Here is a 26,193-nt window from a genome sequence, read left to right as displayed (position 1 = left end):
ATGCCGGCGAGTTCTTCTTCACCGACCGAGAACGCGACAACCGGAATGTCGGTCGCCTTGATGCCCTGGTTGCCGAGTTCCTTGTAGAAGGGAACGTTGGCGTCGCCGTTGATGGTGGAGACAACAGCGGTCTTCTTGCCGGCCGAGCCGAACTTCTTGATGTCGGCCACGATCGTCTGCCAGTCACTGTGACCGAACGGCGTGTAGTTGATCATGATGTCTTCCTGCTTGACGCCCTTCGACTTCAAGTAGGCTTCGAGGATCTTGTTGGTGGTGCGCGGATAGACGTAGTCGGTGCCGGCCAGCACCCAGCGCTTCACCTTCTCGTCCTTCATCAGGTAGTCGACCGCGGGGATCGCCTGCTGGTTCGGCGCCGCACCGGTGTAGAACACGTTGCGCTCGCTCTCCTCACCCTCGTACTGCACGGGGTAGAACAGGATCGAGTTCAGCTCCTTGAACACCGGGAGCACGGATTTGCGCGACACCGAGGTCCAGCAGCCGAATACGACGGAGACCTTGTTCTTGGTGATCAGCTCGCGGGCCTTTTCCGCAAACAGCGGCCAGTTCGACGCCGGGTCGACCACGACCGCCTCGAGCTTTTTGCCGAGTATGCCGCCCTTCTTGTTCTGCTCGTCGATCAGAAAGAGGACGGTATCCTTCAGCGTGGTTTCGCTGATGGCCATGGTGCCGGAAAGTGAATGCAGGACGCCGACCTTAATGGTGTCGTCGGCCGCTTTGGCATTGGTGAACGCAGCGAGGCCCAAAACCAGACCAGCGGTCGCCGCCAGCCAGCGGCGGCGGCTCAGCGTCGCTATATCGTGGGTAAGTTGTGCAAGCATGAAATGTCATCTCCCTGACGCAGGCGTGAAACGCTGCGAAACGGCCCCAACGGCCGCCTGCGTTAACGGAATCGCAAGAACCATGCCACGGTCTGAGCACAGGGTAAGTCTATAGAACTGCAGTAGAATCTTCCGCTTGCGGAGAAAACGGCGAGAAATCTGCCTATTTTTTGGGCCGAGTAAATGTATTCTTTTGCGGCAAACAGTCTATATTTCAGGCAAAATAGGCCATTTGTCTAATTTTACGGCACGAAAATTTGGCGATGCAGTGGCCAACGAGAGTGCGCCTGGCCCGGTGGGACGAGCGAATTTCCGGCTGTCTCTTAACCGCGCCAGGCATATCCGGCGATTTACCTTGAAAGCGCCGCGTTCATGTTCCATATGAGCCCTGTGACCTAGAGAATCATCAGGTCCTTGCGAGCCGCGTGTTCTGATCCCGTTCAACGGTTTCTGGCTTGCCCCTTCAGCCTAGCAAAACCGACGCCCCAAACACGCGGGTGTCTCAGACACCCCCTCGCGCGCTCCTGGCTGTATCGGCCGGGCGCCTGCCTTTTTTAATGGAAAGAACCCTCTTTTGACCTCCTTTCAGGATTTCGGCCTTGCCGATCCCATTTCGCGTGCCCTCAAGGAAGAAAATTACCTCACCCCGACGCCCATCCAGGCCCAGACCGTCCCCCTCGCAATGACCGGCCGTGACGTCGTCGGCATCGCCCAGACCGGCACCGGCAAGACCGCAGCCTTCGCGCTGCCGATCCTGCACCGCATTCTGGAGAACCGCGTCCGGGTGCAGCCCAAGAGCTGCCGCGTGCTGGTGCTCTCGCCGACCCGCGAATTGTCGGGACAGATCCTCGAGAGCTTCAATGCCTATGGCCGCCACATCCGCCTGACCTCGACGCTGGCGATCGGCGGCGTGCCGATGGGCCGTCAGGTCCGCTCCCTCATGCAGGGCGTCGAAGTCCTGGTGGCCACTCCCGGCCGCCTGCTCGATCTCGTGCAGAGCAACGGCCTCAAGCTCAACCAGGTCGAGTTCCTGGTGCTCGACGAAGCCGACCGCATGCTCGACATGGGTTTCATCAACGACATCCGCAAAATCGTCGGCAAACTGCCGATCAAGCGGCAGACGCTGTTCTTCTCCGCCACCATGCCCAAGGACATCGCCGAGCTCGCCGAGGCGATGCTGCGCGATCCCGCCCGTGTGGCGGTGACGCCGGTGGCCTCCACCGTGGAACGCATCACCCAGCGCATCATCCAGGTCGATTTCGCCGCCAAATCGGGGATCCTGGCCCAGCTCCTGAAGCAGGAACCGGTCGACCGCGCGCTGATCTTCACCCGCACCAAGCATGGCGCCGACAAGGTGGTAAAGGGCCTCGCCAAGGTCGGCATCCGGGCCGACGCCATCCACGGCAACAAGTCGCAGAACAACCGCGAGCGGGCGCTGGCAGCGTTCCGCTCCGGCGAGATCCGCACCCTCGTCGCCACCGACATTGCCGCCCGCGGCATCGACGTCGACGGCATCAGCCATGTGTTCAATTTCGACCTGCCCAACGTGCCGGAAACCTATGTCCACCGGATCGGCCGCACCGCGCGCGCCGGCGCCGAAGGCGTTGCGATCTCGCTGATCGCAGGCGCCGAGGAAATGGGTTATCTGCGCGACATCGAACGGCTGATCCGCGTGGTGCTGCCCCGCGAAGACCGCCGCACGCCCGGCACCCGGGACGCGGCGCCCGCACCGTCCCAGAACCGGGGCGCACGGTCCGCACCGCGCGGCCATTCCAATGGTCATGGCCACGGTCATGGTCACAGCCATGGCGGCCGGTCGCACGAAGCCGCACCGGGCTCAAAAGGCCCTCGCCGTCCCCGCCGCGGAGGTGGTAATAATGCCGCGTCGCAGCCGACCCGGCATGAGTCGCCGCGTCCGGCGCAGGGTGGCAACAGCGAAGGCATTCAAGGCGTCGCCTTCTTGCATCGCGAGAGCCGCCCGAATACCCAACCCAACCGTACCCATCGGCCGCAGCGCTAGCCTCGATCGATCTGGAGACAAATATGGCTAAAGAAGAGCTGATCCAGTTCGAAGGACTGGTGACCGAAATCCTCCCCGACGCGCGCTACCGCGTGCAGCTCGACGCAGGACACGAAATTGTTGCCTACACCGCCGGTAAAATGAAGAAGAACCGGATCAAGACGCTGGCAGGCGATCGGGTCACGATCGAAATGTCGCCCTATGATCTGGAGAAGGGGCGGCTGATTTTCCGTCACAAGGATGAACGTCCCTCGACCGGTGCCCCGCGTGGTGCACCGCCGCGTGGCGGCCAGTTCCGCCGCCGGTAACGGGTTTCCCACGACCGATTGCCATCGTGCCCGACGGATGATGTCGGTGCGCGATGGACCGGGCTTGCCCTGTTCAAAAAATCGTGCACGTCAGGATTGTTTTGGACCCCTTGATCGAATAATATTAGGCATCGATTTTCGGCCGGACGACATTAGCTATCCACCGGTACAGCCGGTTTAGACGCTGACGACCCTTCCAAAAATTCGATCTCACCAGCCCATCGAGAGGTGGGCTACGACTAGTATATCTGAGAAGGGACTACCCCCGTGAGCATGGGAACCGTGAAGTGGTTTAACGCAACCAAGGGCTATGGCTTCATCCAGCCGGATGACGGCGGCAATGACGTGTTCGTGCACATCAGCGCTGTCGAACGTGCCGGTCTTGGTACGCTGCGTGAAGGCCAGAAGATCAGCTACGAAATCGTGGCCGATCGTCGCTCTGGCAAATCTTCGGCCGACAATCTGCGCGCCGCTGGATGAGTGATTTTTCAGGACGCCCGGCGCGCCCTTGAAAATTGCTTCGAAATAACGAAAGGCCGCGCCCATGGCGCGGCCTTTTTCTATGCGTGGCAGAAGCGCTACCCTTGCGCCGCGCGACCTAGGTAGTGGGACAGCTACCAGCGGCGCCAGCCACAGGCGGCGGATTGAGAACGCACAGCGACTGGCGCGGACGGGTATAGGTGAAATCGCTCAAATCGATTCCTCCCTTCGCCATCACGTAACCGATAGCGGGCTTATATTTGTAGCTCACCTCGCTATAGATCAGATACGTGCCGGCGATCTTCAGCGCATCCGGTACAGTCACGGCGCCTGACGGCGGCGCAGATCCCGACGTGGCGCTCCAGATCTGACGAACGGTAAGGTTCGCGTCAACGTAGAGCTCCACGATCCTGGCGTTCACATCCGCAGCCGAATAGGGCGTCATGATGCTGGTGCTGGCATTGAATATATTAGTCAACTGGGTCGAGGTGACCGACGTGTTCTGCGACGTCAGATCGGATAGCGTTCGCGCCACCAACGTCACCTTGCGGTCGACCGCGACGCCGGACGAGAACTCGACCGTGCCGAAAAACAGCACCAGCATCAGCGGAACGACCATGGCGAATTCGACGGCGGCGAGCCCCCTGGTATCGCCGGACAGATCGCGCGCGGAGCGCCGCATGCGAAGCCAGATTCTCGTCATCAGACTCATCGCCCTGCCTATCTTGTCTTGGTGCGTGCTCTCAACGCGAACCGGTTCAACTTCGCTTGAAGCCTAGTAAGGTTCATTCTGGAACGCGGCGGTCCCGCTCAACAGCCGCTTGCTCCCGCTCAGATTCGAGATGTCATAGCCGAACTTGGTAACCAGGATCGGCCATTCATAGAATAGTCGCACCATCACGATGTCGCCGGGCCCCCCGGGGCTGTAATTGTTGGGCGCCGTGAAGTTCTTGCTGGCATCGATTGGATTGGCGATGTTGACGCTGCTGAACTGCGGATAGCTCTGCACGTCGACGGAGATCTTCGCGCAATCGAACAGCGCGGCCACCTTGCCGCAGACATAGGTCTTGAACTGCGCCTGGGTGTAGGCGGCGCTCTGCGCCTGACCGGTCATGATCATGCGCGCCGAATCCTGCGTCACGGTCTCGAGCACCTGGCTGGCAAAGAACATGAACGCCGTCTCGATGATCGCAAACAGCAGCGCAAAGAACATCGGCGCGACCAACGCGAATTCGACGACGGTCGAACCACCGCGATTGCGGCGAAAACGGCGCAACAACTGGCTGAAAGAGCGGATATGCGACGGCATCGAAGCGACCTCAGGCGCGAGCGGAACTGCCGTCATAAGTAGCCGAAACAGATTGTCGAAGTGTTTCGCCCGATCGAAGCAGAACGACCCGCCCCGTTAAGCGGATCTTAACCCTCTACCGCCGGGCGCAAAGCGGCGTGCAGTTCAGCACGTCGGCACTGGTGCTTCCGCGGTAAACCGTGACCAGTTTGCTGTTGCCGGTCGAAGCAACGGCGGTCGTTTTGCTGTCTGCGATGCTGCGCAACGCCAGTGACAAACTCCCGCTCAGGCGTGCTTTTCCCAGAACCTCAACTTCATCAGGCGTCATTTCCAGCGTCGCCGTCTTTCCCAGCACCGCGTTTTGGCCCTCTTTTTCCTTGGGGGCCTGGTCGATGGCGAGAACCCGGACATTGGTCAGAACGGTCTGGGAGGAGATGATATCGGGCGGCTGCCCCGCGCCATCGATACTCTGCTGCTTCTCGCGCTTCGACAGAATCACGTCGACGCGATCGTTCGGCAGAATGAAGCCGCCCGCCCCGGTTTCGGCCGAGATTTCAGTCGAGACGGCCCGCATTCCCGTCGGCAGGATCGCCGCCATGAACCCTGAACCGTTCGCCTTGACCAACTTTTGCTCGCGAATCGGTTCTCCCGCGATAAACGGCATGCGGGCGATGGAGCCAACGATTTGGGTGATGGCCTCGGGCCGGTCCTTCTTGCGAATGAAGCTGCCGCTTGAGGACGACTCGGTCCAGGTCTGCCACTGCAGGTTTTCGGCGGCGACAGTCTGGCCAAGGCCGATGTCATCCTTGGCTACGAGCACATCCACCGTCGGCAGTTGTGGTACTGCTGCGACCGGTGCGGGGGCTTGTTTGTCGATACCGCTCGCAAGGTATGCGGCAACACCGCCAGCACTGATTGCGATGGCCAGAACGATAATTCGGGCGGTGTTCATACGCTTTTACTCATACATGACGCAGCGACGCTTCCGGCGCTGACGCGAGACTAGCCGGATATAGGTCAAAGCAAGGTTAAGGGAGCGCGTCGAAGTCGCGTTAACAAACCCTGTTGTCGGGAACCGGACTGACGCCCGACGTTTCGCGTTCCGAGTCTATTTACGGAATGGATAGGCCAGTTGCCCGGCGATCTCGGTCGGGAAGGTCGATTGATCGTCGACACCGTAATTGTCCGGCAAGCGGCCTTCGGGCATCCGGAAGGTTCCGAACAGGATGTCCCAGAGCGGAAAGGTGCCCGCGAAATTGGTATTGCCGCCCTCTTCCTGCGCGGTGTGGTGCCAGCGGTGGAAGACCGGGGTGGCCAGCACGTATTTGAACGGGCCGAGCGTCCAGTTCAGATTGGCGTGAACGAACGCCGAATGGAAAATGTTGAAAGGGCCGAGCCACAGCATCACGTTCGGCGAAATACCCGCCATCAGCAACGCGACGTCGATCCCGATGGTCCCGAGCAACAGGTTGACGGGGTGAAAACGCGCCGCCGAAATCCAGTCCACATCCTCGGAGGAATGATGGATGGCGTGGTATTTCCAGAAGCCGCCGCCATGGAACATGCGATGCAGCCAGTACATCATGAAATCAGCGAGCACCAGGAACAGCACCGCCTGCAGCCACAGCGGCAGCGTCGACAGCGGCCCATGGCCGTTGTCATAGAAGGCGATCAACTCGTCGGCATCATGAATTTGGAACACGAGGGCGGCGCCGAGCACCAATAGCCCGATCCGGAACACGCGGGCGAACAGCGGCACCAGGAACCAGTAAGCCAGATCGGTCACGAGCTCGCGCTTGCGCCACCACGGCCGGCCGGGATTGCAGGCCCAGAAATGCGCCAGCACCGAGAACACCAGCGCCAGGGCGATCGTCACCGGCACCACAATGGCCATCGTCTGGCCAAGCATCTCGACGATTTCCAGGCCCAGGAACATTGCCGCTTCTTAGCACCTTGCGCGATAAGGCGCCCCGCAGAACTCGATTTCTGCAGGGCTCAGGCGCGCAGCGTGCCGCGATCGCATTGGGCGGTCAATTCCGTCCGGAGGAAACTTCCGAGGAATTTGCCGGGCCACCGCGCTGGATCTTTCCGGCCAGCATCTCACCCCCGGATCAAGTCCGAGGGCATGCTTTCCTCGAATGCGCGCTACTGGCGAAACGGATAGGCCAACTGTCCGCCGATTTCGGCCGGCACCGACCGATCGTCGACACCGTAATTATCCGGCAGCTTGTTTTCCGGCATCCGGAACGTTCCGAACATAATATCCCAGAGCGGGAAGGTGCCGGCAAAATTGGTATTGCCGCCCTCTTCCTGCGAGGTGTGATGCCAGCGGTGGAACACCGGCGTCGCCAGCACGTATTTGAACGGGCCGAGCGTCCAGTTCAGATTGGCGTGGACAAAGGCCGAGTGGAAGGTCGTGAACGGCCCGACCCAGAGCATGATGTTCGGCGAGATGCCCGCCATCAAAAGGATGACGTCCACCATGATCGTTCCGATGAACAGGTTGACGGGGTGAAACCGCGCCGCGGAAATCCACTCGAGGTCTTCCGATGAATGATGGATCGCGTGGTACTTCCAGAAGCCGCCGCTGTGAAACATGCGGTGCAGCCAATACAGCATGAAGTCGGAGGCAACCAGGAACAGCAGCGCCTGCACCCAGAGCGGAAGCGCGGCCAGCGGCCCGTGGCCATTGTCGTAGAATGCGACCAGGGCGTCGACATCATGAATGTTGAAGACGACACCGGCGCCGAGCACCAATAGCCCGATGCGGAGCACACGGGCGAATACGGGAACGAAGAACCAGTAGCAGATGTCGGTGATGAGTTCGCGCTTGCGCCACCACGGCTTGCCGGGATTGCAGGCCCAGAAATGCGAGAGCACCGTGAACACCAGGGCGAGGCCGATCGTAACCGGCACTACCTTCGCCATGGTCTGGCCCATCATCTCGATGACTTCCAACGGCATACCCGACATGACGGCCTCGCTTGATGGGGAGATCCAAGGGGGTATCACCCTCGCGCTTAAGGAGCAGTGAATCCGGCACTGACCAGGCCCTGCGCGGCTGCGACAACGAGGCCCGCAATACTACGCGCATCTTATCAACTGGCTTAATTCCGCGTTTACTCTGAGTGAGAACAGCGAGTTCCCCACGGTTTTACGCAATCGAATTAACTGCGCCGCAATGGTCGGCTTTTAGGGTGACGTCATGGTCACGGTGCTGAGAACGCCGGCGAGACCAAATGATAGTTCGACCAGCCACGTGTACACAGGAGTTATCTATTATGAAGAATCTCGTTTCGCGTTTCGTCAAGGATGAGTCCGGCGCGACTGCCATCGAATACGGCCTGATTGCCGCCGGTATTGCGATCGCGATCATCACCGCCGTTCAGGGCGTCGGCGGCAAGCTGTCGACCAACTTCGGCACGATCTCGACCTCGCTGAAATAAGCGATCGTCGCAATCTGTTTCAAAGGCCCCGGGTCACCCGGGGCCTTTGTCGTTTGCGCGACTTAAGGGTCGTTTCCAAGACTCGGGGTTGCGGGGTCCGTCTCGTGCGGGCCGTTTTCCGATTGTTCACTTCTCGTCGATAGGTTCGCCGGATGCTGGAACGTCTTCTTTCAGGTCTTCCCGGCCTTCGCGTTGGCAGCACGGGCTGTGTGAATCCATGATCCTCGATATTGCCCGCCTCATGCTGTTTCCGGCCCTGATGGCATTCGCGGCCGCGAGCGACCTTTTCACCATGACGATTTCGAACCGGATATCGCTGGCCCTGGTGGCCGGCTTTCTGGTTCTGGCGCCGCTGGGCGGAATGGGCCTGCACGATTTCCTGATGCATCTCGGCGCCGGCGCCACTGTCCTCGTCGTGGCCTTTGGCTGTTTCGCGATGGGCTGGGTCGGCGGCGGCGATGCCAAGGTCGCGGCCGGGGTGGCGCTCTGGTTCGGCTTCGATCACCTGCTCAACTATCTGCTCTATGCGTCGCTGCTCGGCGGCGCCCTGACGCTGCTGCTGCTCTATATCAGGCAATGGCCGCTCCCCCGGCCGCTCACGGGCCAGGCCTGGCTGCTCCGCCTCCACGACAAGCAGACCGGAATCCCCTACGGCATCGCGCTCGCGATCGGCGCGCTGCTGGTCTATCCGGAGACCGAGTGGATCAAGTCGATCGACGTCACGCACCTCGCAATGCGTTGATCCTTCGAACGGTAACGCGCCGTTAAGGCAATTTACTCACGCCTCATTAACCATGCTTTGACGAATAGCTGGTCAACTCCCATCACGGCGGCGGAAGCGTCGCGGCGTAATGTGGAAAGTGAAGCGTATGAATACCGCTCGCATTGTCGTTTTGACCATCGCCATCGGCGCTGGCGGCATTGCCGCATATCTGGCCAGCGGATCCGACCACCTGCCTGCCGCGCCGGAGCCGGTCGCGCAGCTGCAGACCATCGATATTCTGGTCGCCAGGGGCGACATCGGCCTCGGCCAGCCACTCAAGCCCGAGGATATGCAATGGCAGAGCGGCACGCTGTCGCTGGCGCTGCGCAGCATCGCGGACATCAACATGGTCGAGAACAAGACAGACGACCAACCCAACCGGCGCGGCGAAAGCATCAGCGTTGTCAGATACGGCGCGGCCAGCCAGCAGTCGATGCAGACGTGACCGAAAGGACGCTCGTTATGAAGTGCAGGGGAAATCAGCCGATGCTGCGGACATTTATCGTCCGCGCCCTGTCGTTTTCGGCGGCCGCAGCGCTGACGCTCAATCCGGCCCTGACGCCGGTCAAGGCAAGCGACTATCGCGCCGCGGCGCCCGTCGCCATGGACGGGCAGATGAACGCGCGCACGGTTTCGCTCGGGATCGGAAAGTCGATCGTGATCGACCTGCCGCGCGACATCAAGGATGTGCTGGTCGCCGATCCGAAGATCGCCAACGCCGTCGTCCGTTCCGCCCAGCGCGCCTACATCATCGGCGCGGCGGTGGGCCAGACCAACATCGTATTCTTCGATTCGGCGGGCCAGCAGATCGCGGCCTATGACATCGCGGTCAAGCGCGACCTCAACGGCGTGCGTGCGGCGCTGAAGCAGACGCTGCCGAACTCGGACATCCATATCGACGGCGTCGGCGACGGCGTGGTGCTGACCGGCACGGCGGCAAGCCCGATCGACGCGCAGCAGGCCTTCGATCTGGCCTCCCGCCTCGTCGGCGGCGCCGACAAGGTCGTCAATTCGATCGCCGTCCGCGGTCGCGACCAGGTGATGCTGAAGGTGACGGTTGCCGAAGTCGCGCGCAACATCATCAAGCAGATGGGCATCGACCTCACGGCCAGCATGACCTACGGCACGGCGGTGGTGAACTTCAGCAACGCCAACCCGTTTACCGCCTATGGCCGCCCGCTGGTCGCGGGTAACACCGCATCGGGAACGTTCGGTGGCGGCAACGTCCCGTCGGTGACGGCTACCCTTCGCGCCATGGAAAGCGCCGGCGTGGTGCGGACGCTGGCCGAACCCAATTTGACCGCTATTTCCGGTGAGTCCGCCACCTTCATCGCCGGCGGCGAGTTTCCGGTTCCCGCAGGCTATTCCTGCGACCCGGTCACGCGCGTCTGTACGACCCAGATCCAGTTCAAGAAGTTCGGCATTTCGCTCAATTTCACGCCGGTCGTACTGACCGAAGGCCGTATCAGCCTGCGGGTGATGACCGAAGTATCCGAACTGTCCAACGACAACTCGATCACGCTGAACCAGGCGATCAGCTCCTCGGGCACCAACTCGCTGACCATTCCCTCGATCAAGACCCGCCGCGCGGAGACAACGCTTGAAATTCCCTCGGGCGGCGCGATGGCGATGGCCGGCCTGATCCAGGAACAGACCAAGCAGGCCATCAATGGCTTCCCGGGTCTGGCGCAATTGCCGGTGCTCGGCACGCTGTTCCGCAGCCGCGACTTCGTCAACAGCCAGACCGAGTTGATGGTCCTGGTCACCCCCTACGTGGTCCGCGCGGTGGCGCAGAAGGATCTTTCACGCCCCGATGACGGGTTCGCCAACGCCTCCGATCCGCAGACCGATCTGCTCGGCAGCATCAATCGCATCTACGGCGTTCCGGGCCGCAGCAATCAGCCGGCACGGAATTATCGCGGCACCTACGGCTTTATTACGGACTGAGGCGGGACGATGACACGACAAAGCACATCCGCAATAACTGCCGACCGTCAGCGCGCTCTCCGCCTCGCGGGAGCGCTGATCGGTCTTGCCGTGGTGCTGGGCGCCTGCAAGCACACCGACCCGGTGGCGACGGCAAGCGTGCCGGACGATTATCGCCTGCGCCATCCGATCGCGATTCAGGAAGCCGATCGCACGGTGATCGTATTCGTCGGCCGTGGCCGCGGCGGACTTTCCGCGAACCAGCGCTCCGATGTGATGGGAATGGCCCAGACCTGGCTCAAGGAGGGTACCGGCGGGATCACCATCGACATGCCCGCCGATACGCCGAACGCGCGCGCTGCCGCCGATTCATTGCGCGAGATCCAGGCGACGCTCGCCGCCGCCGGCGTGCCGCCGCGCGGGGTCGCCGTGCGCCAGTATCGTCCCGAGGACCCCAGGCACATGGCGGCGATCCGGCTGACCTATCCGAAGATTTCGGCTACCGCCGGGCCCTGCGGCCTGTGGCCCGACGACCTCGGACCGTCCGTCAACAACAGGGGCTATTTCGAAAACAAGCCCTATTACAATCTCGGTTGCTCCAATCAGCGCAATCTTGCCGCGATGGTCGATAATCCGTCGGATCTCGTGCAGCCGCGCGAGGAGACGCCCGCCTATACGCCGCGGCGCGACATCGCCTTCGACAAATATCGCAAGGGTACGTCAACCACGACCACCTATCCCGAAGCCGACAAGGCCAAACTCAGCGATACAGGCAAATGATCAGCTACTCGCGCCAGACCCCCGAACAGCAGCCGGACGGCCCGCCGCCGTCGACGGAAGATCATATCGCGCCGGCGCCGCGGGTGTCCGTCCAGGCATTCTGCGAGACGGTGGAAACCGCTGCCGCCGTGCAATCGGCCGGCGAGGACCGCCGCCTCGGCAAGGCTCATTTGAAGATCCAGATGGGCGGCATGGCCGCCGCCATCGAGGCCTATCGCTCCGCGCCGACCCCGAACGTGATCATCCTGGAAACCGAGGGCCGCAACGATATCCTGCTCGGCCTCGATCAGTTGGCCACCGTGTGCGACGCCGGAACCCGCGTGATCGTGATCGGCCGCATCAACGACGTCACGCTGTACCGCGAGCTGGTGCGCCGCGGCGTCAGCGACTATGTCATCGCCCCGGTCACCGCCATCGACGTCGTCCGCTCGGTCTGCAACCTGTTCTCGGCGCCCGAAGCCAAGGCGGTCGGCCGCATCATTGCCGTGGTCGGCGCCAAGGGCGGCGTCGGCTCGTCCACCGTCGCGCATAACGTGGCCTGGGCGATCGCCCGCGATCTGGCGCTGGATTCGGTGGTCGCCGACCTCGACCTCGCCTTCGGCACCGCCGGCCTCGACTACAACCAGGACCCGCCGCAGGGCATCGCGGACGCGGTGTTCTCACCCGACCGGGTCGATACCGCCTTCATCGATCGCCTGCTGTCGAAATGTACCGACCATCTCAGCCTGCTCGCGGCGCCAGCGACGCTCGACCGGGTCTATGATTTCGGCGCTGACGCTTTCGATGCAATCTTCGACACGCTTCGCACCACGATGCCCTGCATCGTGCTCGACGTCCCCCATCAATGGTCGGGATGGACCAAGCGCGCGCTGATCGCAGCCGACGATATCCTGATCGTGGCGGCCCCCGATCTGGCCAATTTGCGCAACACCAAGAACATCTACGACCTCTTGAAGACGTCGCGGCCGAACGACCGCGCGCCGCTCTACTGCCTCAACCAGGTCGGCATTCCGAAGCGCCCGGAGATCCCCGCCAGCGAATTCGCCAAGGCCATCGAGAGCCAGCCGATCGCCACGATCCCGTTCGAACCGCAGATGTTCGGCTCGGCCGCCAACAACGGCCAGATGATTGCGGAAATCTCCGCCAATCACCGGACCACCGAGATGTTCCTGCAGATTGCGCAGCGGTTGACAGGCCGCGGCGAGACCAAGAAGCCGAAGGGGTCGTTCCTGTCGCCCCTGATCGAGAAGTTGCGGGCCAAGAAGTAAGCCGTCCGCGTGGAGTACGATCGTGTTTGGTAAGCGTAGCGGAGACAACGACACGCGGGCGCCGAAGCCCGCCATTCACGCGCCGGAGCCCTCCGGCATGGCGGCCGTTTCGCGCGAAATAGCCGCGCCGACCGTCTCTTCACCGCCGATCGCGCCCTCGAAGCCACCGCCGGCGCCCGCCATGGAAGCGCGGCGCTCCGACAATTATTACCAGGTCAAGGCCACGATCTTCGGTGCCCTGATCGAGGCGATCGACCTTGCCCAGCTCGCCAAACTCGACGGCGAGTCGGCGCGCGAGGAAATCCGCGACATCGTCAACGAGATCATCGCGATCAAGAACATCGTGATGTCGATTGCCGAGCAGGAAGAGCTGCTCGACGACATCTGCAACGACGTGCTCGGTTACGGTCCGCTGGAGCCGCTATTGTCGCGCGACGACATCGCCGACATCATGGTCAATGGCGCCGGCACGGTGTTCATCGAAGTCGCCGGCAAGATCCAGAAGACCGGCATCCGGTTTCGCGACAACCAGCAGCTGCTCAACATCTGCCAGCGCATCGTCAGCCAGGTCGGCCGGCGCGTCGACGAATCCTCGCCGATCTGCGACGCCCGTCTCGCCGACGGCTCCCGCGTCAACGCCATCGTGCCGCCGCTGGCGATCGACGGGCCCGCGCTCACCATCCGCAAATTCAAAAAGGACAAGCTGACCCTCGAGCAGTTGGTCAAGTTCGGCGCGATCTCGCCGGAAGGCGCGGAAATCCTCCAGATCATTGGCCGCGTCCGCTGCAACGTGCTGATCTCCGGCGGCACCGGCTCCGGCAAGACCACGCTGCTGAACTGCCTGACCCAGTTCATCGAGCATGACGAGCGCGTCATCACCTGCGAAGACGCCGCCGAGCTTCAGCTGCAGCAACCGCACGTGGTGCGACTGGAAACCCGGCCGCCCAACATCGAAGGCGAAGGCCAGGTCACGATGCGCGAACTGGTCCGCAACTGCCTGCGTATGCGGCCCGAACGCATCATCGTCGGCGAAGTCCGCGGACCCGAGGCGTTCGACCTGCTGCAGGCGATGAACACCGGCCACGACGGCTCGATGGGAACGCTGCACGCCAACAACCCGCGTGAAGCCCTGTCGCGCTGCGAATCGATGATCACGATGGGCGGATTTTCGCTGCCGTCCCGCACCATTCGCGAGATGATCTGCGCCTCGATCGACGTCATCGTGCAGGCCGCGCGTCTGCGCGACGGCTCGCGGCGCATCACCCACATCACCGAGGTGATGGGCATGGAAGGCGACACCATCATCACCCAGGACCTGTTCCTGTATGACATGATCGGCGAAGACGCCAACGGCAAGATCATCGGCAAGCATCGCTCGACCGGCATCGGACGCCCGCGGTTCTGGGAACGCGCACGATATTACGGCGAGGAGAAGCGGCTCGCGGCCGCGCTCGATGCCGCCGAAGTCACAGCTGAACCCGGAGCACGCTGATGTCCATTCAAGCGCTCGCACTGGCCTTTCTCGCATTCACCGCGATCGGCGGCATTGCCTGGGTCTTCGTCTACCCGTTGCTGTCCGGCGAGAAGAAAGCGGAATCGCGCCGCGCCTCGATCGCGCGGTCCGAACCCGCGGCGGCGCGTCAGGCCGACAAGAACCAGCGCTCACGCCGCGAACAGGTCGAGGGATCGCTGAAGGATCTCGAGTCGCGCCGGCTGAAGGAAAAATCCGTTCCCCTGAGCACCCGCATCACCCAGGCCGGACTTTCCTGGTCGACGCAGAAATTCTGGATCATCTCCGGCGTCCTGGCCGCGGTCGCCGGCTCCGTCGCATTCAGCATCGGCGGCGGAGTTTTGGGCGCCCTCGGCATGGCCTTCGGCGCGGGCTTCGGGCTGCCGCGATGGCTGCTGGGCTATCTCAAGAAAAAGCGCGAAAAGGCATTTTTGAAGGCGCTGCCGGACGCCGTCGACGTCATCGTTCGCGGCATCAAGGCCGGACTGCCGCTGTTCGAATCGATCAAGGTGGTCGCGGCCGACTCGCCGGAGCCGCTGAGGAGCGAGTTCCTGGCCATCATCGAAACCCAAACCATCGGCATGCCGCTCGGCGAAGCCTGTGCGCGCCTCTATGAACGGATGCCGGTGCCGGAAGCCAACTTCTTCGGCATCGTGATCGCGATTCAGCAGAAATCGGGCGGCAACCTGTCGGAAGCGCTCGGCAACCTTTCGAAGGTGCTGCGCGACCGCAAGAAGATGGCGGAGAAAATTCAGGCGATGTCGATGGAAGCCAAGGCCTCCGCCGCCATCATCGGCTCTCTGCCGCCGGTCGTGATGGTGCTGGTCTGGATTACAACACCCGACTACATCTCGCTGCTGTGGACCGACCGGCTCGGCCAATTCATGCTTGTGTGCTGCGTTGGCTGGATGACGATCGGCGTCCTCGTGATGAAGAAAATGATCAACTTCGACTTCTGACGGTGTAACATGGTTGAGTTCCTCATAAACAAGATGCACGACGCCCGGTTCATGACCATGTTCCTGGCCGCCATTGCCGCGACCCTGACCGCCTACACGCTGGTCACGCCGCTGTTCGCCGGCGAAGGCCTCGCCAAGCGCATGAAAGCAGTCGCCAGCGAGCGCGAACGGATCCGGCAGCGCGAGCGCGACCGTCTTGCCAAAACGGAAAAGGTATCGCTGCGCCAGAGCCCGAAGCAGCTGGTTTCCAAGGTGGTGGAAGACTTCAACCTGACCAAATGGCTGGCGCAGGAAGCCGCGCGCGACAAGCTGATCATGGCCGGCTACCGCGGCCACGCGCCCTACGTCACGTTCCTGTTCGCCCGCGCGGTGGCGCCGATCGTGCTTTTCATCGGCGCGGTCCTTTACGTCTTCGTGATCACGCACATGGACAAATCGATGCCGATCAAGATCGGCATCTGCGTCGCCGCGGCCTATTTCGGGCTGCAGGCGCCGATGTTGTTCCTGCAGAACGCGATCACCAAGCGCCAGCTTTCCGTCAAGCGTGCGTTCCCCGACGCGCTCGACCTGCTCTTGATCTGCATCGAGTCCGGCATGTCGGTCGAAGTCGCCTTTCGCAAGGTCTCCACCGAAATCGTCACGCAATCGGTGGCGCTGTCGGAAGAATTCGCGCTGACCACGGCCGAACTGTCCTATCTGCAGGACCGCAAGGTGGCCTATGAGAACTTGGCGAAGCGTACCGGCCTCGACGGCGTCAAATCGGTCTGTCTGGCCTTGCAGCAGTCCGAACGCTACGGAACGCCGCTCGGCCAGAGCTTGCGGGTGATGGCGCAGGAAAACCGCGACATGCGCATGAACGAGGCCGAGAAGAAGGCGGCCGCCCTGCCGCCGAAGCTGACCGTGCCGATGATCCTGTTCTTCCTGCCGTGCCTGTTCATCGTCATTCTAGGGCCGACCTACATCAAGCTGCAGACGACGACGATCCTCTAAAGCATCATCGGTTCTGATTGAATCAGAACCGATAGCTGCTTTGGCGCGTTTTCTAGCGCAGTTAAGCCTACGCAAGCTGCATAGACTCGATTGCGGTGCGAACCGGTAGCCCCCCGGATCAAGTCCGAGGCGCATGCTTCGCTCGAAAGTCGTTCTAAATCGGGATTAGGTCGCCGGAAAGTCTGGATTGAGCGGTCCGGCTGATCGATCCACCGCGCAGGTGTCAGTCGGGCCGGTTGAGCGCGGCCACCGGAACTGTCTTGCCGCCGCGCGGATCCTTGCGGCTCAGCATTTCCCGCAAATAGGCCACGTTCGCCGCGGCTTCCTCGGACGGCAGATCGCCCTTGGCGATGGTCTCGGCTTCGGCGAAGCGGCCCTGCAGGCCGACCACCAGCGCCAGATTCTGCCGCACCCGCGCGTCCGCCCGCGGATTGCCATGGGCACGCCGCAGCGTCGCCTCGGCGTCGGGCAGTTCGCGCGTCAGCATGTAGGAGAGGCCGAGATTGGACAGCACCGACGGTTCTTCCGGCGCGATTTTCAACGCGCTGGCGTAATAGCGGCGGGCTTCGTCGTGCTTGGCGAGCTTGTCGAGCACGGTGCCCTGCACCGAGAGGATGCGCCAGTCGGGATTGTCGGGCGAATGGGCGCGGCTGAGGACGTCGAAGGCGGCTTGCGAATTGCCGTTGTCGGCGAGCGCGCGGCCATAGCCGGCGAGCAGCGCCTTGTTGCCGGGATGGGCGATGGTGGCCTGTTCGAGAACGGCGGCGGCCTGCGAACGCTGGCCTGAGGCACGCAGCGCCTGGCCATAGGCCAGGGCGGCGTTGGCATCCTTGGGATTGGCGCGATAGCGCTCGCCATAGACTTCGACGGCACGACGCGGATCGTCGGGAATGGCGGGAGCGGCGGCACTGCTGGACTTCTGGGTCAGCGCGCCCGTCACATCGGACATGGTCTGGCAGCCGCCAAGGCCTGCGGCCAAAATCGCCGTCACGGCCGCGGAGGCGAGAAACCGGGCCACATTGGGCCGGACAAGGCTGGATGATGGTGGACGCATGGCACTTCAACTCACGATTTCGGGTGGAGCCGAACACGCCAGCAATAGACTGTTAACCCTAACGGCTGGTTAATTGGCAGGCGGGAGCTGCGGCGCCGCGTTGGGCCCCCGACGGGGTTTGACCCACAATTTTGCAGCTTCACCATTGAAGTCACACGAATATCCTGCAACCTCGGCAGCTGACCGAGCCCGCTCCTTTTCCGCGAGACAAGCATGCAATCCCCGTTCGAGACCGCACCCGCTGCCTCCAGCATTCCGATTTATTTTGCCACCAAGGCGACATGGGCCACGGTCAGCAAGGAGCTACCTCCACACGCCCAGCAATTTGCTCTGGCCAACGACTTCACCGCCAAGCCCGGCAAGTGCCTGACGCTCCCCTCGCCCGACGGACAGATTGCGCAAGTCATCTTCGGTCTCGAAGAGGAGGCCGGCAAATCCCGTGACCTGTTCCGGCCCGGCGCGCTGCCCGGGCTGCTGCCGCCGGGCGTCTACCACTTCGCCAATGCGCCGCACGACACGCGCCTCGCGACGCTCGCCTTTGCCCTCGGCAGCTACCGTTTCGGCCGCTACCGCAAGGCGGACAAACCCGATGTGCGGCTGGTGCCGCCCGATGGCGTCGACATATCAGACATCGCGCGGATGGCAGAAGCGGCCTCGCTGGCGCGCGACCTCATCAATACGCCATCGAACGACATGGGACCGGAGGAGCTGGCGGCGGCCGCCGAGCAACTCGCGGCTCGCTTCGGCGCCAGCTTCAAGGCCATCGTCGGCGACGAACTGATCCAACAGAATTTCCCGCTGATCCACGCCGTCGGCATGGCCTCGACGCGCGCCCCTCGGCTGATCGATCTGAGCTGGGGCGATGCTTCGCATCCCAAGGTGACGCTGGTCGGCAAGGGCGTGTGCTTCGACACCGGCGGGCTCGACCTGAAGCCTTCCAGCGGCATGCTGATCATGAAGAAGGACATGGGTGGTGCGGCCAACGTGCTGGCGCTGGCCCAGATGGTGATGGACGCCCAGTTGAAAGTCCGGTTGCGGGTGCTGATCCCCGCGGTCGAGAACGCGGTGGCCGGCAACGCCTTCCGTCCGCTCGATATCTTCAAGTCGCGCAAGGGGCTTAACGTCGAGATCGGCAACACCGACGCCGAGGGCCGGCTGGTGCTGGCCGACGCGCTGGCCTTTGCCTGCGAAGAGACGCCGGATCTGCTGGTCGATCTGGGAACCCTGACCGGTGCGGCGCGTGTTGCATTGGGGCCGGATTTACCGCCTTTTTACACCAATGATGAGACGCTGGCGCAGGACGTTGCGCGTTTCGCAACCGGGGAGCAGGATCCGTTGTGGCGTATGCCGCTGTGGCCGGCTTACGACTCATGGCTGGATTCGAAAGTCGCCGACATCAACAACGCGCCGTCGGGCGGCTTTGCCGGTTCGATCATTTGCGCGCTGTTCCTGCAGCGCTTCGTCACCGACGCCAAAAGCTGGCTGCATGTCGATATCTACGGCTGGACCCCGTCGGCCAAACCCGCGCGCCCCGAGGGCGGCGAATGCCAGGCCGCGCGCGCGATCTACAAATTGCTGAGTGAGCGCTATGGATGATCCACGCCTGACCCCGGCACGCCCTGATCTGGCCGCCAAATATCTCGAAGGCAAGGTCACGGCGGCGCGTTTTGTGACCGGCGAAGAATTTTGTGTGATCGATGCGATCGCGCCGCTGCGCGAGGCGCCGGCCGCCGATGCCCCGTTGCTGACGCAGGCGCTGAAAGGCGAACGCGTCACGATCTACGACCGCAACGGCGAAGGTTTTGCCTGGGGCCAACTGGGCAGCGACGGCTATGTCGGCTGGCTCCCCGACGCCGCGCTCGGCAAACCATCTGCTGCACCGACCCACAAGGTCACGGCGTTGCGGACTTTTGCGTTTCCGGCCGCGTCGATCAAGCTGCCGCCGGTGGATACGCTGTCGATGGGCGCGCTGCTCAACGTGGCGCGCGAAGACGGCGCGTTCGCCGTGACGCGCGAAGGCTGGCACCTGCCGCGCCGCCATGTCAGCGGTCTGGAGACGATGGAGAAGGATTTCGTTGCGGTCGCGGAAAAATTCGTCGGAACGCCCTATCTGTGGGGCGGCAAGAGCAGCCTCGGGATCGACTGCTCCGGCCTGGTGCAGATAGCGCTCAACGCCGCCGGCACCGGCTGCCCGCGCGACAGCGACATGCAGCAGGACGGCCTCGGCCGCGCCTTGAATCCTTCCGAAACCAAGAAGCTGCAACGCGGCGACCTGATCTTCTGGAAGGGCCACGTCGCGATCGTGCGCGACGCCGACACCATCGTGCACGCCAATGCACATCACATGGCCACGGCGATCGAAAATACGGTGGAGGCCATCGCGCGCATCAAGGCGGCAGGCAGCGAAGTGACGGCGATCAAGAGGTTGAGCTAAGGCGAGGCGCTGTCTTCACCTCTCCCATCGGGAGAGGTGGCAGAATCAAAATCTCGAAAACAACCCCATGCAAAGTAGGAATTGGGCGGCCATCACTGCAAAAAATGGCATCATAATACCGTTTCGCTAAACCTCCACCGTCCCGTCAGGCACGGCTTCGATCCGGAACGCGGCGGCGAACAGCGCGCGGGTGTAGTCGCTCTGCGGATTCTTGAACAGCTCGGCAGCGGGCCCTTCTTCCACCACCTTGCCGTGACGCATCACGATCAAATGACTCGCGAGCGACGCAACCACGCGCAGATCATGCGAGATGAACATGTAGGTGAGGTCGCGCTTGCGCTGCAGCTCGCGCAAGAGGTCCACCATCTGGGCCTGGAACAGCATGTCGAGCGCGCTGGTCGGCTCGTCCAGCACGACGAAATCCGGCTCCAGCACCACCGCGCGCGCGATGGAGATGCGCTGGCGCTGGCCGCCGGAGAATTCATGCGGATAGCGAAACCGGGTCTTGGGGTCGAGGCCGACATCCCTGAGCGCCTTGATGACGCGCGCCTCGCGCTCCTCATATGTCAGCTTGGGCTGATGCACGCTCAAACCCTCGGCGACGATATCGCCGACCGACATGCGCGGGCTGAGCGCGCCGAACGGATCCTGAAACACGATCTGCATGTCGCGGCGGAACGGCAGCATCGCCTTGAAGCGCAGGCCCTGGATGTTGTTGCCGAGGAACACGATCGGCCCGTCCGACGAGATCAGACGCAGCAGCGCGAGGCCAAGCGTGGTCTTGCCGGAACCGGACTCGCCGACAACGCCGAGCGTCTCGCCCTTGCGCACCGCAAGGCTGACGCCGTCCACCGCCTTGATATGGTCGACGGTTCGGCGCAGCAGGCCGCGCTTGACCGGAAACCAGACTTTCAAATTATCCGCCGACATCACCACCGGCGAATCGGGCCGCGGCGGCGCCGGGTCGGGCTTTGGTTCGGCCGCGAGCAGGTCTCGTGTGTACGAATGCTTCGGCGCCGTAAAAACCTGTTCCACGGGCCCCTGCTCGACGATCTTGCCGCCATTCATGACGCAGACGACGTCGGCGATGCGGCGGACGATGCCAAGATCATGGGTGATGAACAGCATGCTCATGCCGAGCCGCGTGCGGATTTCGGCCAGCAGCGCCAGGATCTGGGCCTGCACCGTGACATCCAGCGCCGTGGTCGGTTCGTCTGCGATCAACAGGTCCGGCTCGTTGGCGAGCGCCATCGCGATCATGACGCGCTGGCGCTGGCCGCCGGACAATTGGTGCGGATAGCTTTGCAGCCGCCGGTCCGGATCGGGAATGCCGACCTGGGTCAAGAGTTCGAGCGTGCGCGCCCGCGCCATCGCGCCGCGGACGCCGTTGTGGAGAAACAGGATCTCGCCGATCTGCGCCTCGATCGTATGGAGCGGATTGAGCGAGGTCATCGGCTCCTGGAAGATGATCGAGATGTCGTTGCCGCGGATTCCGCGCATCTCGTTCTCGGGCGCCGTCAACAGATCCTGGCCGCGAAAGCGAATGCTGCCGGAAGGGTGCGAGGCACTCGGATAAGGCAGCAGCCTCAGGATCGACAACGCACTGACGGATTTTCCGGAGCCGGATTCACCGACGAGGGCCACGCACTCGCCGCGCCGAATCGAAAACGAGACATGATCCACCGCAAGGGTGTCGCCGAACGCCACCGAGAGATCGCGGACATCGAGCAAAGGCTGGTTGATGGCGTCCATTACTTCATCACCTGGCGATGCTGTCCTCCCCTCCCCCCACGCGCCCTTGCGCGTGGTGGGGAGGGGTCGGGGGTGGGGGGTAGCGCGGCATTCACCGAAGCGGCGGTTCCTGTCGATAGACCCCCCACCCCCGACCCCTCCCCGCCGCTTCGCGGAGGGAGGGGAGAAGAAAGACCACACCGGCTCAAGTGAAGTGGAAAGCGCTCCATATCCCCTACCTGAACGTCTTGCGCGGATCGAAGGCGTCGCGTGCGGCCTCGCCGATGAAGATCAGCAGCGACAGCATGATCGCGACCGAGAAAAAGCCGGCGAGGCCGAGCCAGGGCGCCTGCACATTGGCTTTTGCCTGCGACAGCAATTCACCCAGCGACGGCGAGCCCGGAGGCAGGCCGAAGCCCAAAAAGTCCAGCGCCGTCAGCGTCATCACCGACGACGACACGATGAATGGCAGGAACGTCATGGTCGCCACCATCGCGTTCGGCAACAGGTGGCGGAACATGATCCTGGCATTGGAGACTCCGAGCGCCCGCGCGGCCTGGATGTATTCGAAATTGCGGCCGCGCAGGAATTCGGCGCGCACCAGGCCCACCAGCGACACCCAGGAGAACAGCAAGAGAATCCCGAGCAGGATGAAGAAGCCCGGCGGCAGCACCGCCGAGATGATCAGCAGCAGATAGAGCGAGGGGATAGCGTTCCAGATCTCGATGAAGCGCTGAAACAGCAAATCGGTCATGCCGCCGAAATAGCCCTGCACGCCGCCGGCGGCGATCCCGATGACCGAAGAGAAGAGTGTCAGCGTCAGGCCGAACAGCACCGAGATGCGAAAGCCGTAGATCAGGCGCGCGACCACGTCGCGGCCCTGGTCGTCGGTGCCGAGCCAGTTGTATTCGAGGTCGCTGCAGCCGTTGAGCCCCTTCTTTGTCACCACTTCCTTGCACTGCGCTTCTGACAGCATCCAGGTCGGCTTCGACGGCGCCGGCGTCGGCAAATCGAGATTATGCGTGCTGTAGGAATAGCGGATCAGCGGCCAGATAATGGTGCCGCCCTTGTCGGCGATCTGCTTCTGCAAGTACGGATCGCGGTAGTCGGCAGCGGTCTCGAAGTCGCCGCCGAAGGTGGTCTCCGAGTAGCTGAAGAAGGCGGGCCAATAGAGATGGCCTTCGTATTTGATCAGGAACGGACGATCGTTGGCGATCAGCTCCGCAAACAGCGAGATCACGAACAGGACCATGAAGATCCAGAACGACCAGTACCCCCTGCGGTTGGCCTTGAAGTTCTGCCAGCGGCGGCGGTTGAGCGGCGACGGCGTGAAGGCATGGCGCGTCATCGGCACGGCCTCGCCGAGCGGCGATTGCGTCGTGGCCTCGACCGGCTGGGGTGCGGTGATCGTCATCAGACTTCACGCGCCTCGAAGTCGATCCGTGGATCGACCCACATATAGGCGAGGTCGGAGATCAGATTGACCACAAGGCCGACCAGCGAAAAGATGAACAGCGTTCCGAACACCACGGGATAGTCGCGGTTCAGCACGCTCTCGAAACCGAGCAGGCCGAGCCCGTCGAGCGAGAAGATGGTCTCGATCAGGAGCGAGCCGGAGAAGAAGGCGTGAATGAACGCGCTCGGGAAACCCGCGATCACGATCAGCATGGCGTTGCGGAAGATGTGATTGTACAGCACCTGCCGCTCGCCGCAGCCCTTGGCGCGCGCCGTCATCACATATTGCTTGCGGATTTCGTCGAGGAACGAGTTCTTGGTCAGCAGCGTCATGGTGGCGAAGGCGCCGAGCGCCATCGCGATCAGCGGCAGCGTGATGTGCCAGAAATAATCGATGATCTTCCAGTACCAGGGGAACTGCGCCCAGCCATCCGAGGTCAGGCCGCGCAGCGGGAAGATGTTGAAGAACGAGCCGCCGGCAAACAGGATGATAAGCAGGATCGCGAACAGGAAGCCGGGAATCGCAAAGCCTATGATGATGATCGCCGAGGTCCAGGTGTCGAACCGCGATCCGTCCAACACCGCCTTGCGGATGCCGAGCGGGATCGAGATCAGGTAGGTGAGCAGCATCATCCAGATCCCGAGCGACATCGAGACCGGCAGCTTCTCCTTGATCAGCTGGATCACGCTGACGTCGCGGAAATAGCTCTTGCCGAAATCGAACCGCGCGAAATTCCACACCATCAGCGCGAAGCGCTCATACGCCGGCTTGTCGAAGCCGAACTGCGCTTCCAGCTTCTTGATGAATTCCGGATCGAGCCCCTGCGCGCCGCGGTATTTGGAGCTGACCGCGTCCGCCGACGCGCCGACCTGACCCCGCGGCCCCATATCGCCGCCGCCGCCCGATATTCTGGAGGTGCCGCCGGTGTCGGCGCCGGAGAGCTGCGCGAGTACGCGCTCGACCGGACCGCCGGGGGCGAACTGCACGACGATAAACGACACGAACAGGATGCCGAGCAGCGTCGGGAGCATCAGGAAAATACGGCGGGCGATATAAGCTGCCATGAATTATTTCGCTTGCTCGAGTTTCGCGGCCTTGTTGGGGTCGTACCACCAGTTCTCGGGCGCTCCGGTGCCCTGTGTGTAGCGTGCCGGCTTGGGCGGATGGGCAAATTGATCCCAATAGGCGATCGGGTGATTGGTGCGAAACCACTGCGGCACCCAATAACGACCGGCCCGAAACACCCGATCGAGCGCGCGGCATGCAATCGTCAGATCGGCACGCGTTTCGGCGCCGATGGCCTTGTCGACCAGCGCGTCGATGGCGGGATTGGCTACTCCCGCCAGATTGTACGATCCCTTGGTGGCCGCCGCATGCGACGTGAAGTAAGGCCGCAGGCTGTCGCCCGGCGTCGGCGACATGCTCAGGCGCATCGTCGTCATGTCGAAGTCGAACGACTCCACGCGGGCGCGATACTGCACGGCATCGATCAGCCGGATTTCCGCCTCGATCCCGAGCAGTTCCAGGTTCTTGATGAAGGTCGCGTGATGCGGCTTGAACGAGGGCTCGTCGAGCAGAAACTCGATCTTCAAGACCTCGCCGTTCGGCAGCAGGCGCTTGCGGTCCTTCACTACAAGTCCCGCGTCCTGCAGCAACTGCCCGGCCTTGCGCAACAAGCTCCGGTCCTGGCCGGAGCCATCCGACACCGGCGGCACGAACGGCTCACCGAACACCTCGTCGGGCACCTGCCCGCGGAACGGCTCGAGCAGCTTCAGCTCTTCAGGCGACGGCAGCCCGGTCGCCACCATGTCCGAATTCTGGAACGGCGAAACCGTGCGCGCGTAGGCGCCGTACATCACGGTCTTGTTGGTCCATTCGAAATCGAATGCGTTGATGACCGCCTCGCGTACCCTGGGATCCCTGAGCTTGTCGCGACGGGTGTTGAAGAACCAGCCCTGTCCACCCGAGGGCAATTCATCCGGCAGGGTCTCGCGCTTGACCCGACCGTCCTTGATCGCGGGAAAATCGTAACGGGTGGCCCAGATGCGCGCCGTGAATTCCTCGCGGTAGAGATAATTCTTGCCGGTAAAGCCTTCGAACGCGACATCGCGGTCGCGATAGAATTCATAGCGCACAGTGTCGAAATTGTAGCTGCCGCGGTTGACGGGCAGATCGGCCGCCCACCAGTCCTTGACGCGGTCGTATTCGACGTAGCGATTGATCTCGTATTTGCCGACCTTGTACGGTCCCGAGCCGAGCGGGATATCGGTGGTCGATTCCTCGAATGGCCGCGTCGCGTAATAGGCTTTGGAGAAGATCGGCAGGCTCGCGACATAGAGCGGTACGTCGCGCGCGCGGTTTGGCGCAAACATCACGGCCACCGTCGCATCGTCGAGCGCCTCAGCCTTCACCATGTCGCGCAGTTGGACCACGATCAGCGGGTGGCCTTTTTCCTTCAGCGTGTTGAGCGAGAAGGCGACATCATGCGCCGTCAGCTTCGAGCCGTCGCGGAAGCGAGCCTCGGGACGCATCGTAAAGCGGTAGGTGAGCTTGTCGGACGAAATCCACACCGACTTCGCCGCAAGGCCATACATCGCGTCGGGCTCATCATTGGCGCGCGCCATCAGCGTATCAAATGTCAGCTCCATGCCCTTGGCGCCTTCGCCCTTGAGGACGAAGGCGTTGAACGAATTGAACGTCTGGAAGGACTGATTGTAGGCGCGGGTGGACGGGATCGTGGAAAACAAGCCGCCCTTCGGCGCATCCGGATTGACGTAGTCGAAATGCTTGAAGTCGGCCGGATATTTCAGGTCGCCGAAGACCGACATGCCGTGGGACTCGGCGCCGCCATTGTCAGCGGCGGCGGGCCGAACTATGCCGACACTCACCGCGCCGAGGCCGAGCCCCAGCACGTGCCGGCGATTGAGGTGCGCCATGCGCT

At 62.6% G+C, this 26,193-nt stretch carries 24 protein-coding genes and 1 pseudogene; 14 read left to right on the top strand and 11 right to left on the bottom strand.

Translation table 11 applies throughout. The features are described 5' to 3' along the window. Positions 1-839, bottom strand: an 839-nt coding sequence (locus tag JQ567_RS30490) for a transporter substrate-binding protein (RefSeq protein ID WP_212442257.1), incomplete at its 3' end; no start/stop codon positions are given. Positions 840-1,413: 574 nt separating this feature from the next. Here JQ567_RS30490 and JQ567_RS30485 point away from each other — a divergent pair. The 3 genes from JQ567_RS30485 to JQ567_RS30475 all read left to right on the top strand — a co-directional run bounded on the left by JQ567_RS30485 (position 1,414) and on the right by JQ567_RS30475 (position 3,647). Further along, positions 1,414-2,859, top strand: coding sequence for a DEAD/DEAH box helicase (locus JQ567_RS30485; RefSeq protein WP_212442256.1), 1,446 nt, complete (start codon positions 1,414-1,416; stop codon positions 2,857-2,859). Positions 2,860-2,882: 23 nt separating this feature from the next. Further along, positions 2,883-3,167 carry a translation initiation factor IF-1 gene (infA, locus tag JQ567_RS30480; protein ID WP_025588295.1) on the top strand — a complete coding sequence of 95 codons (285 nt, stop codon included), beginning with the start codon at positions 2,883-2,885 and terminating at the stop codon, positions 3,165-3,167. A gap of 267 nt (positions 3,168-3,434) precedes the next feature. Further along, positions 3,435-3,647: a cold-shock protein gene (locus tag JQ567_RS30475; RefSeq protein ID WP_002714433.1), complete on the top strand. Its 213-nt coding sequence runs from the start codon at positions 3,435-3,437 to the stop codon at positions 3,645-3,647. Positions 3,648-3,765: 118 nt separating this feature from the next. Here JQ567_RS30475 and JQ567_RS30470 read toward each other — a convergent pair whose 3' ends face one another. The 5 genes from JQ567_RS30470 to JQ567_RS30450 form a co-directional block, all read right to left on the bottom strand. Beyond that, the gene (locus JQ567_RS30470) at positions 3,766-4,359 is read right to left on the bottom strand and encodes a TadE/TadG family type IV pilus assembly protein (RefSeq protein WP_409363643.1); all 594 of its coding nucleotides are present in this window, start codon (positions 4,357-4,359) and stop codon (positions 3,766-3,768) included. 63 nt (positions 4,360-4,422) lie between these two features. Beyond that, on the bottom strand, positions 4,423-4,956 hold the full coding sequence (locus JQ567_RS30465) for a TadE/TadG family type IV pilus assembly protein (RefSeq protein WP_212442254.1): 534 nt from the start codon (positions 4,954-4,956) through the stop codon (positions 4,423-4,425). 115 nt (positions 4,957-5,071) lie between these two features. After that, on the bottom strand, positions 5,072-5,887 hold the full coding sequence (gene cpaB / locus JQ567_RS30460) for a Flp pilus assembly protein CpaB (RefSeq protein ID WP_212442253.1): 816 nt from the start codon (positions 5,885-5,887) through the stop codon (positions 5,072-5,074). 156 nt (positions 5,888-6,043) lie between these two features. Beyond that, complete coding sequence (locus JQ567_RS30455; RefSeq protein WP_212442252.1) at positions 6,044-6,871, bottom strand: sterol desaturase family protein; 828 nt, start codon at positions 6,869-6,871, stop codon at positions 6,044-6,046. 209 nt (positions 6,872-7,080) lie between these two features. Beyond that, positions 7,081-7,908, bottom strand: a complete 828-nt coding sequence (locus JQ567_RS30450; RefSeq protein ID WP_212442251.1) for a sterol desaturase family protein — start codon at positions 7,906-7,908, stop codon at positions 7,081-7,083. A gap of 308 nt (positions 7,909-8,216) precedes the next feature. Here JQ567_RS30450 and JQ567_RS30445 point away from each other — a divergent pair, with 308 nt between their 5' ends. The 9 genes and pseudogenes from JQ567_RS30445 (at position 8,217) to JQ567_RS30405 (ending at position 16,577) form a co-directional block, all read left to right on the top strand. Then, the gene (locus tag JQ567_RS30445) at positions 8,217-8,381 is read left to right on the top strand and encodes a Flp family type IVb pilin (RefSeq protein ID WP_192737154.1); all 165 of its coding nucleotides are present in this window, start codon (positions 8,217-8,219) and stop codon (positions 8,379-8,381) included. Between the two features lie 217 nt (positions 8,382-8,598). Further along, on the top strand, positions 8,599-9,123 hold the full coding sequence (locus JQ567_RS30440) for a prepilin peptidase (RefSeq protein ID WP_212442250.1): 525 nt from the start codon (positions 8,599-8,601) through the stop codon (positions 9,121-9,123). A 127-nt stretch (positions 9,124-9,250) separates the two neighbouring features. Then, positions 9,251-9,448, top strand: a pseudogene (locus JQ567_RS38390) (Flp pilus assembly protein CpaB); the annotation flags it as partial. Positions 9,449-9,606: 158 nt separating this feature from the next. Next, the gene (locus tag JQ567_RS30430) at positions 9,607-11,091 is read left to right on the top strand and encodes a type II and III secretion system protein family protein (protein ID WP_212442248.1); all 1,485 of its coding nucleotides are present in this window, start codon (positions 9,607-9,609) and stop codon (positions 11,089-11,091) included. A 9-nt stretch (positions 11,092-11,100) separates the two neighbouring features. Next, a complete protein-coding gene (locus JQ567_RS30425) occupies positions 11,101-11,850 on the top strand; it encodes a CpaD family pilus assembly protein (protein WP_212442247.1) in 750 nt (249 codons plus the stop codon). Beyond that, positions 11,847-13,118, top strand: a complete 1,272-nt coding sequence (locus JQ567_RS30420; RefSeq protein WP_212442246.1) for an AAA family ATPase — start codon at positions 11,847-11,849, stop codon at positions 13,116-13,118. Before JQ567_RS30425 ends, JQ567_RS30420 begins: the two co-directional genes overlap by 4 nt. A 22-nt stretch (positions 13,119-13,140) precedes the next feature. Then, positions 13,141-14,610 (top strand): CpaF family protein, encoded by a 1,470-nt coding sequence (locus JQ567_RS30415; protein ID WP_212442245.1) that lies wholly within the window; start codon positions 13,141-13,143, stop codon positions 14,608-14,610. Beyond that, positions 14,610-15,587 carry a type II secretion system F family protein gene (locus JQ567_RS30410; RefSeq protein ID WP_212442244.1) on the top strand — a complete coding sequence of 326 codons (978 nt, stop codon included), beginning with the start codon at positions 14,610-14,612 and terminating at the stop codon, positions 15,585-15,587. Before JQ567_RS30415 ends, JQ567_RS30410 begins: the two co-directional genes overlap by 1 nt. A gap of 9 nt (positions 15,588-15,596) precedes the next feature. After that, positions 15,597-16,577 (top strand): type II secretion system F family protein, encoded by a 981-nt coding sequence (locus JQ567_RS30405; protein WP_212442243.1) that lies wholly within the window; start codon positions 15,597-15,599, stop codon positions 16,575-16,577. A 223-nt stretch (positions 16,578-16,800) separates the two neighbouring features. Here JQ567_RS30405 and JQ567_RS30400 read toward each other — a convergent pair whose 3' ends face one another. Then, a complete protein-coding gene (locus JQ567_RS30400; protein ID WP_212442242.1) occupies positions 16,801-17,631 on the bottom strand; it encodes a tetratricopeptide repeat protein in 831 nt (276 codons plus the stop codon). Positions 17,632-17,844: 213 nt separating this feature from the next. Here JQ567_RS30400 and JQ567_RS30395 point away from each other — a divergent pair, with 213 nt between their 5' ends. Beyond that, the gene (locus JQ567_RS30395) at positions 17,845-19,227 is read left to right on the top strand and encodes a M17 family metallopeptidase (RefSeq protein ID WP_212442241.1); all 1,383 of its coding nucleotides are present in this window, start codon (positions 17,845-17,847) and stop codon (positions 19,225-19,227) included. After that, positions 19,220-20,065, top strand: coding sequence for an NlpC/P60 family protein (locus JQ567_RS30390; RefSeq protein ID WP_212442240.1), 846 nt, complete (start codon positions 19,220-19,222; stop codon positions 20,063-20,065). The genes JQ567_RS30395 and JQ567_RS30390 overlap by 8 nt, the downstream gene beginning before the upstream one ends. A gap of 126 nt (positions 20,066-20,191) precedes the next feature. On the opposite strand, the gene JQ567_RS30385 is transcribed toward JQ567_RS30390, so the two are convergent. The 4 genes from JQ567_RS30385 to JQ567_RS30370 form a co-directional block, all read right to left on the bottom strand. After that, positions 20,192-21,817 (bottom strand): ABC transporter ATP-binding protein, encoded by a 1,626-nt coding sequence (locus JQ567_RS30385; protein WP_212442239.1) that lies wholly within the window; start codon positions 21,815-21,817, stop codon positions 20,192-20,194. 214 nt (positions 21,818-22,031) lie between these two features. Continuing rightward, positions 22,032-23,210 carry an ABC transporter permease gene (locus JQ567_RS30380; protein WP_212442238.1) on the bottom strand — a complete coding sequence of 393 codons (1,179 nt, stop codon included), beginning with the start codon at positions 23,208-23,210 and terminating at the stop codon, positions 22,032-22,034. Beyond that, positions 23,210-24,316 carry a microcin C ABC transporter permease YejB gene (locus JQ567_RS30375; protein ID WP_212442237.1) on the bottom strand — a complete coding sequence of 369 codons (1,107 nt, stop codon included), beginning with the start codon at positions 24,314-24,316 and terminating at the stop codon, positions 23,210-23,212. Before JQ567_RS30375 ends, JQ567_RS30380 begins: the two co-directional genes overlap by 1 nt. 3 nt (positions 24,317-24,319) lie before the next feature. After that, positions 24,320-26,188: an extracellular solute-binding protein gene (locus JQ567_RS30370; protein WP_212442236.1), complete on the bottom strand. Its 1,869-nt coding sequence runs from the start codon at positions 26,186-26,188 to the stop codon at positions 24,320-24,322. Positions 26,189-26,193 lie beyond the last annotated feature (5 nt).

Origin of the sequence: Bradyrhizobium sp. AUGA SZCCT0431 (genome assembly GCF_018131065.1) — a bacterium.
GTDB lineage: Bacteria > Pseudomonadota > Alphaproteobacteria > Rhizobiales > Xanthobacteraceae > Bradyrhizobium.
This window is presented reverse-complemented; position numbering and strand designations above follow the sequence as displayed.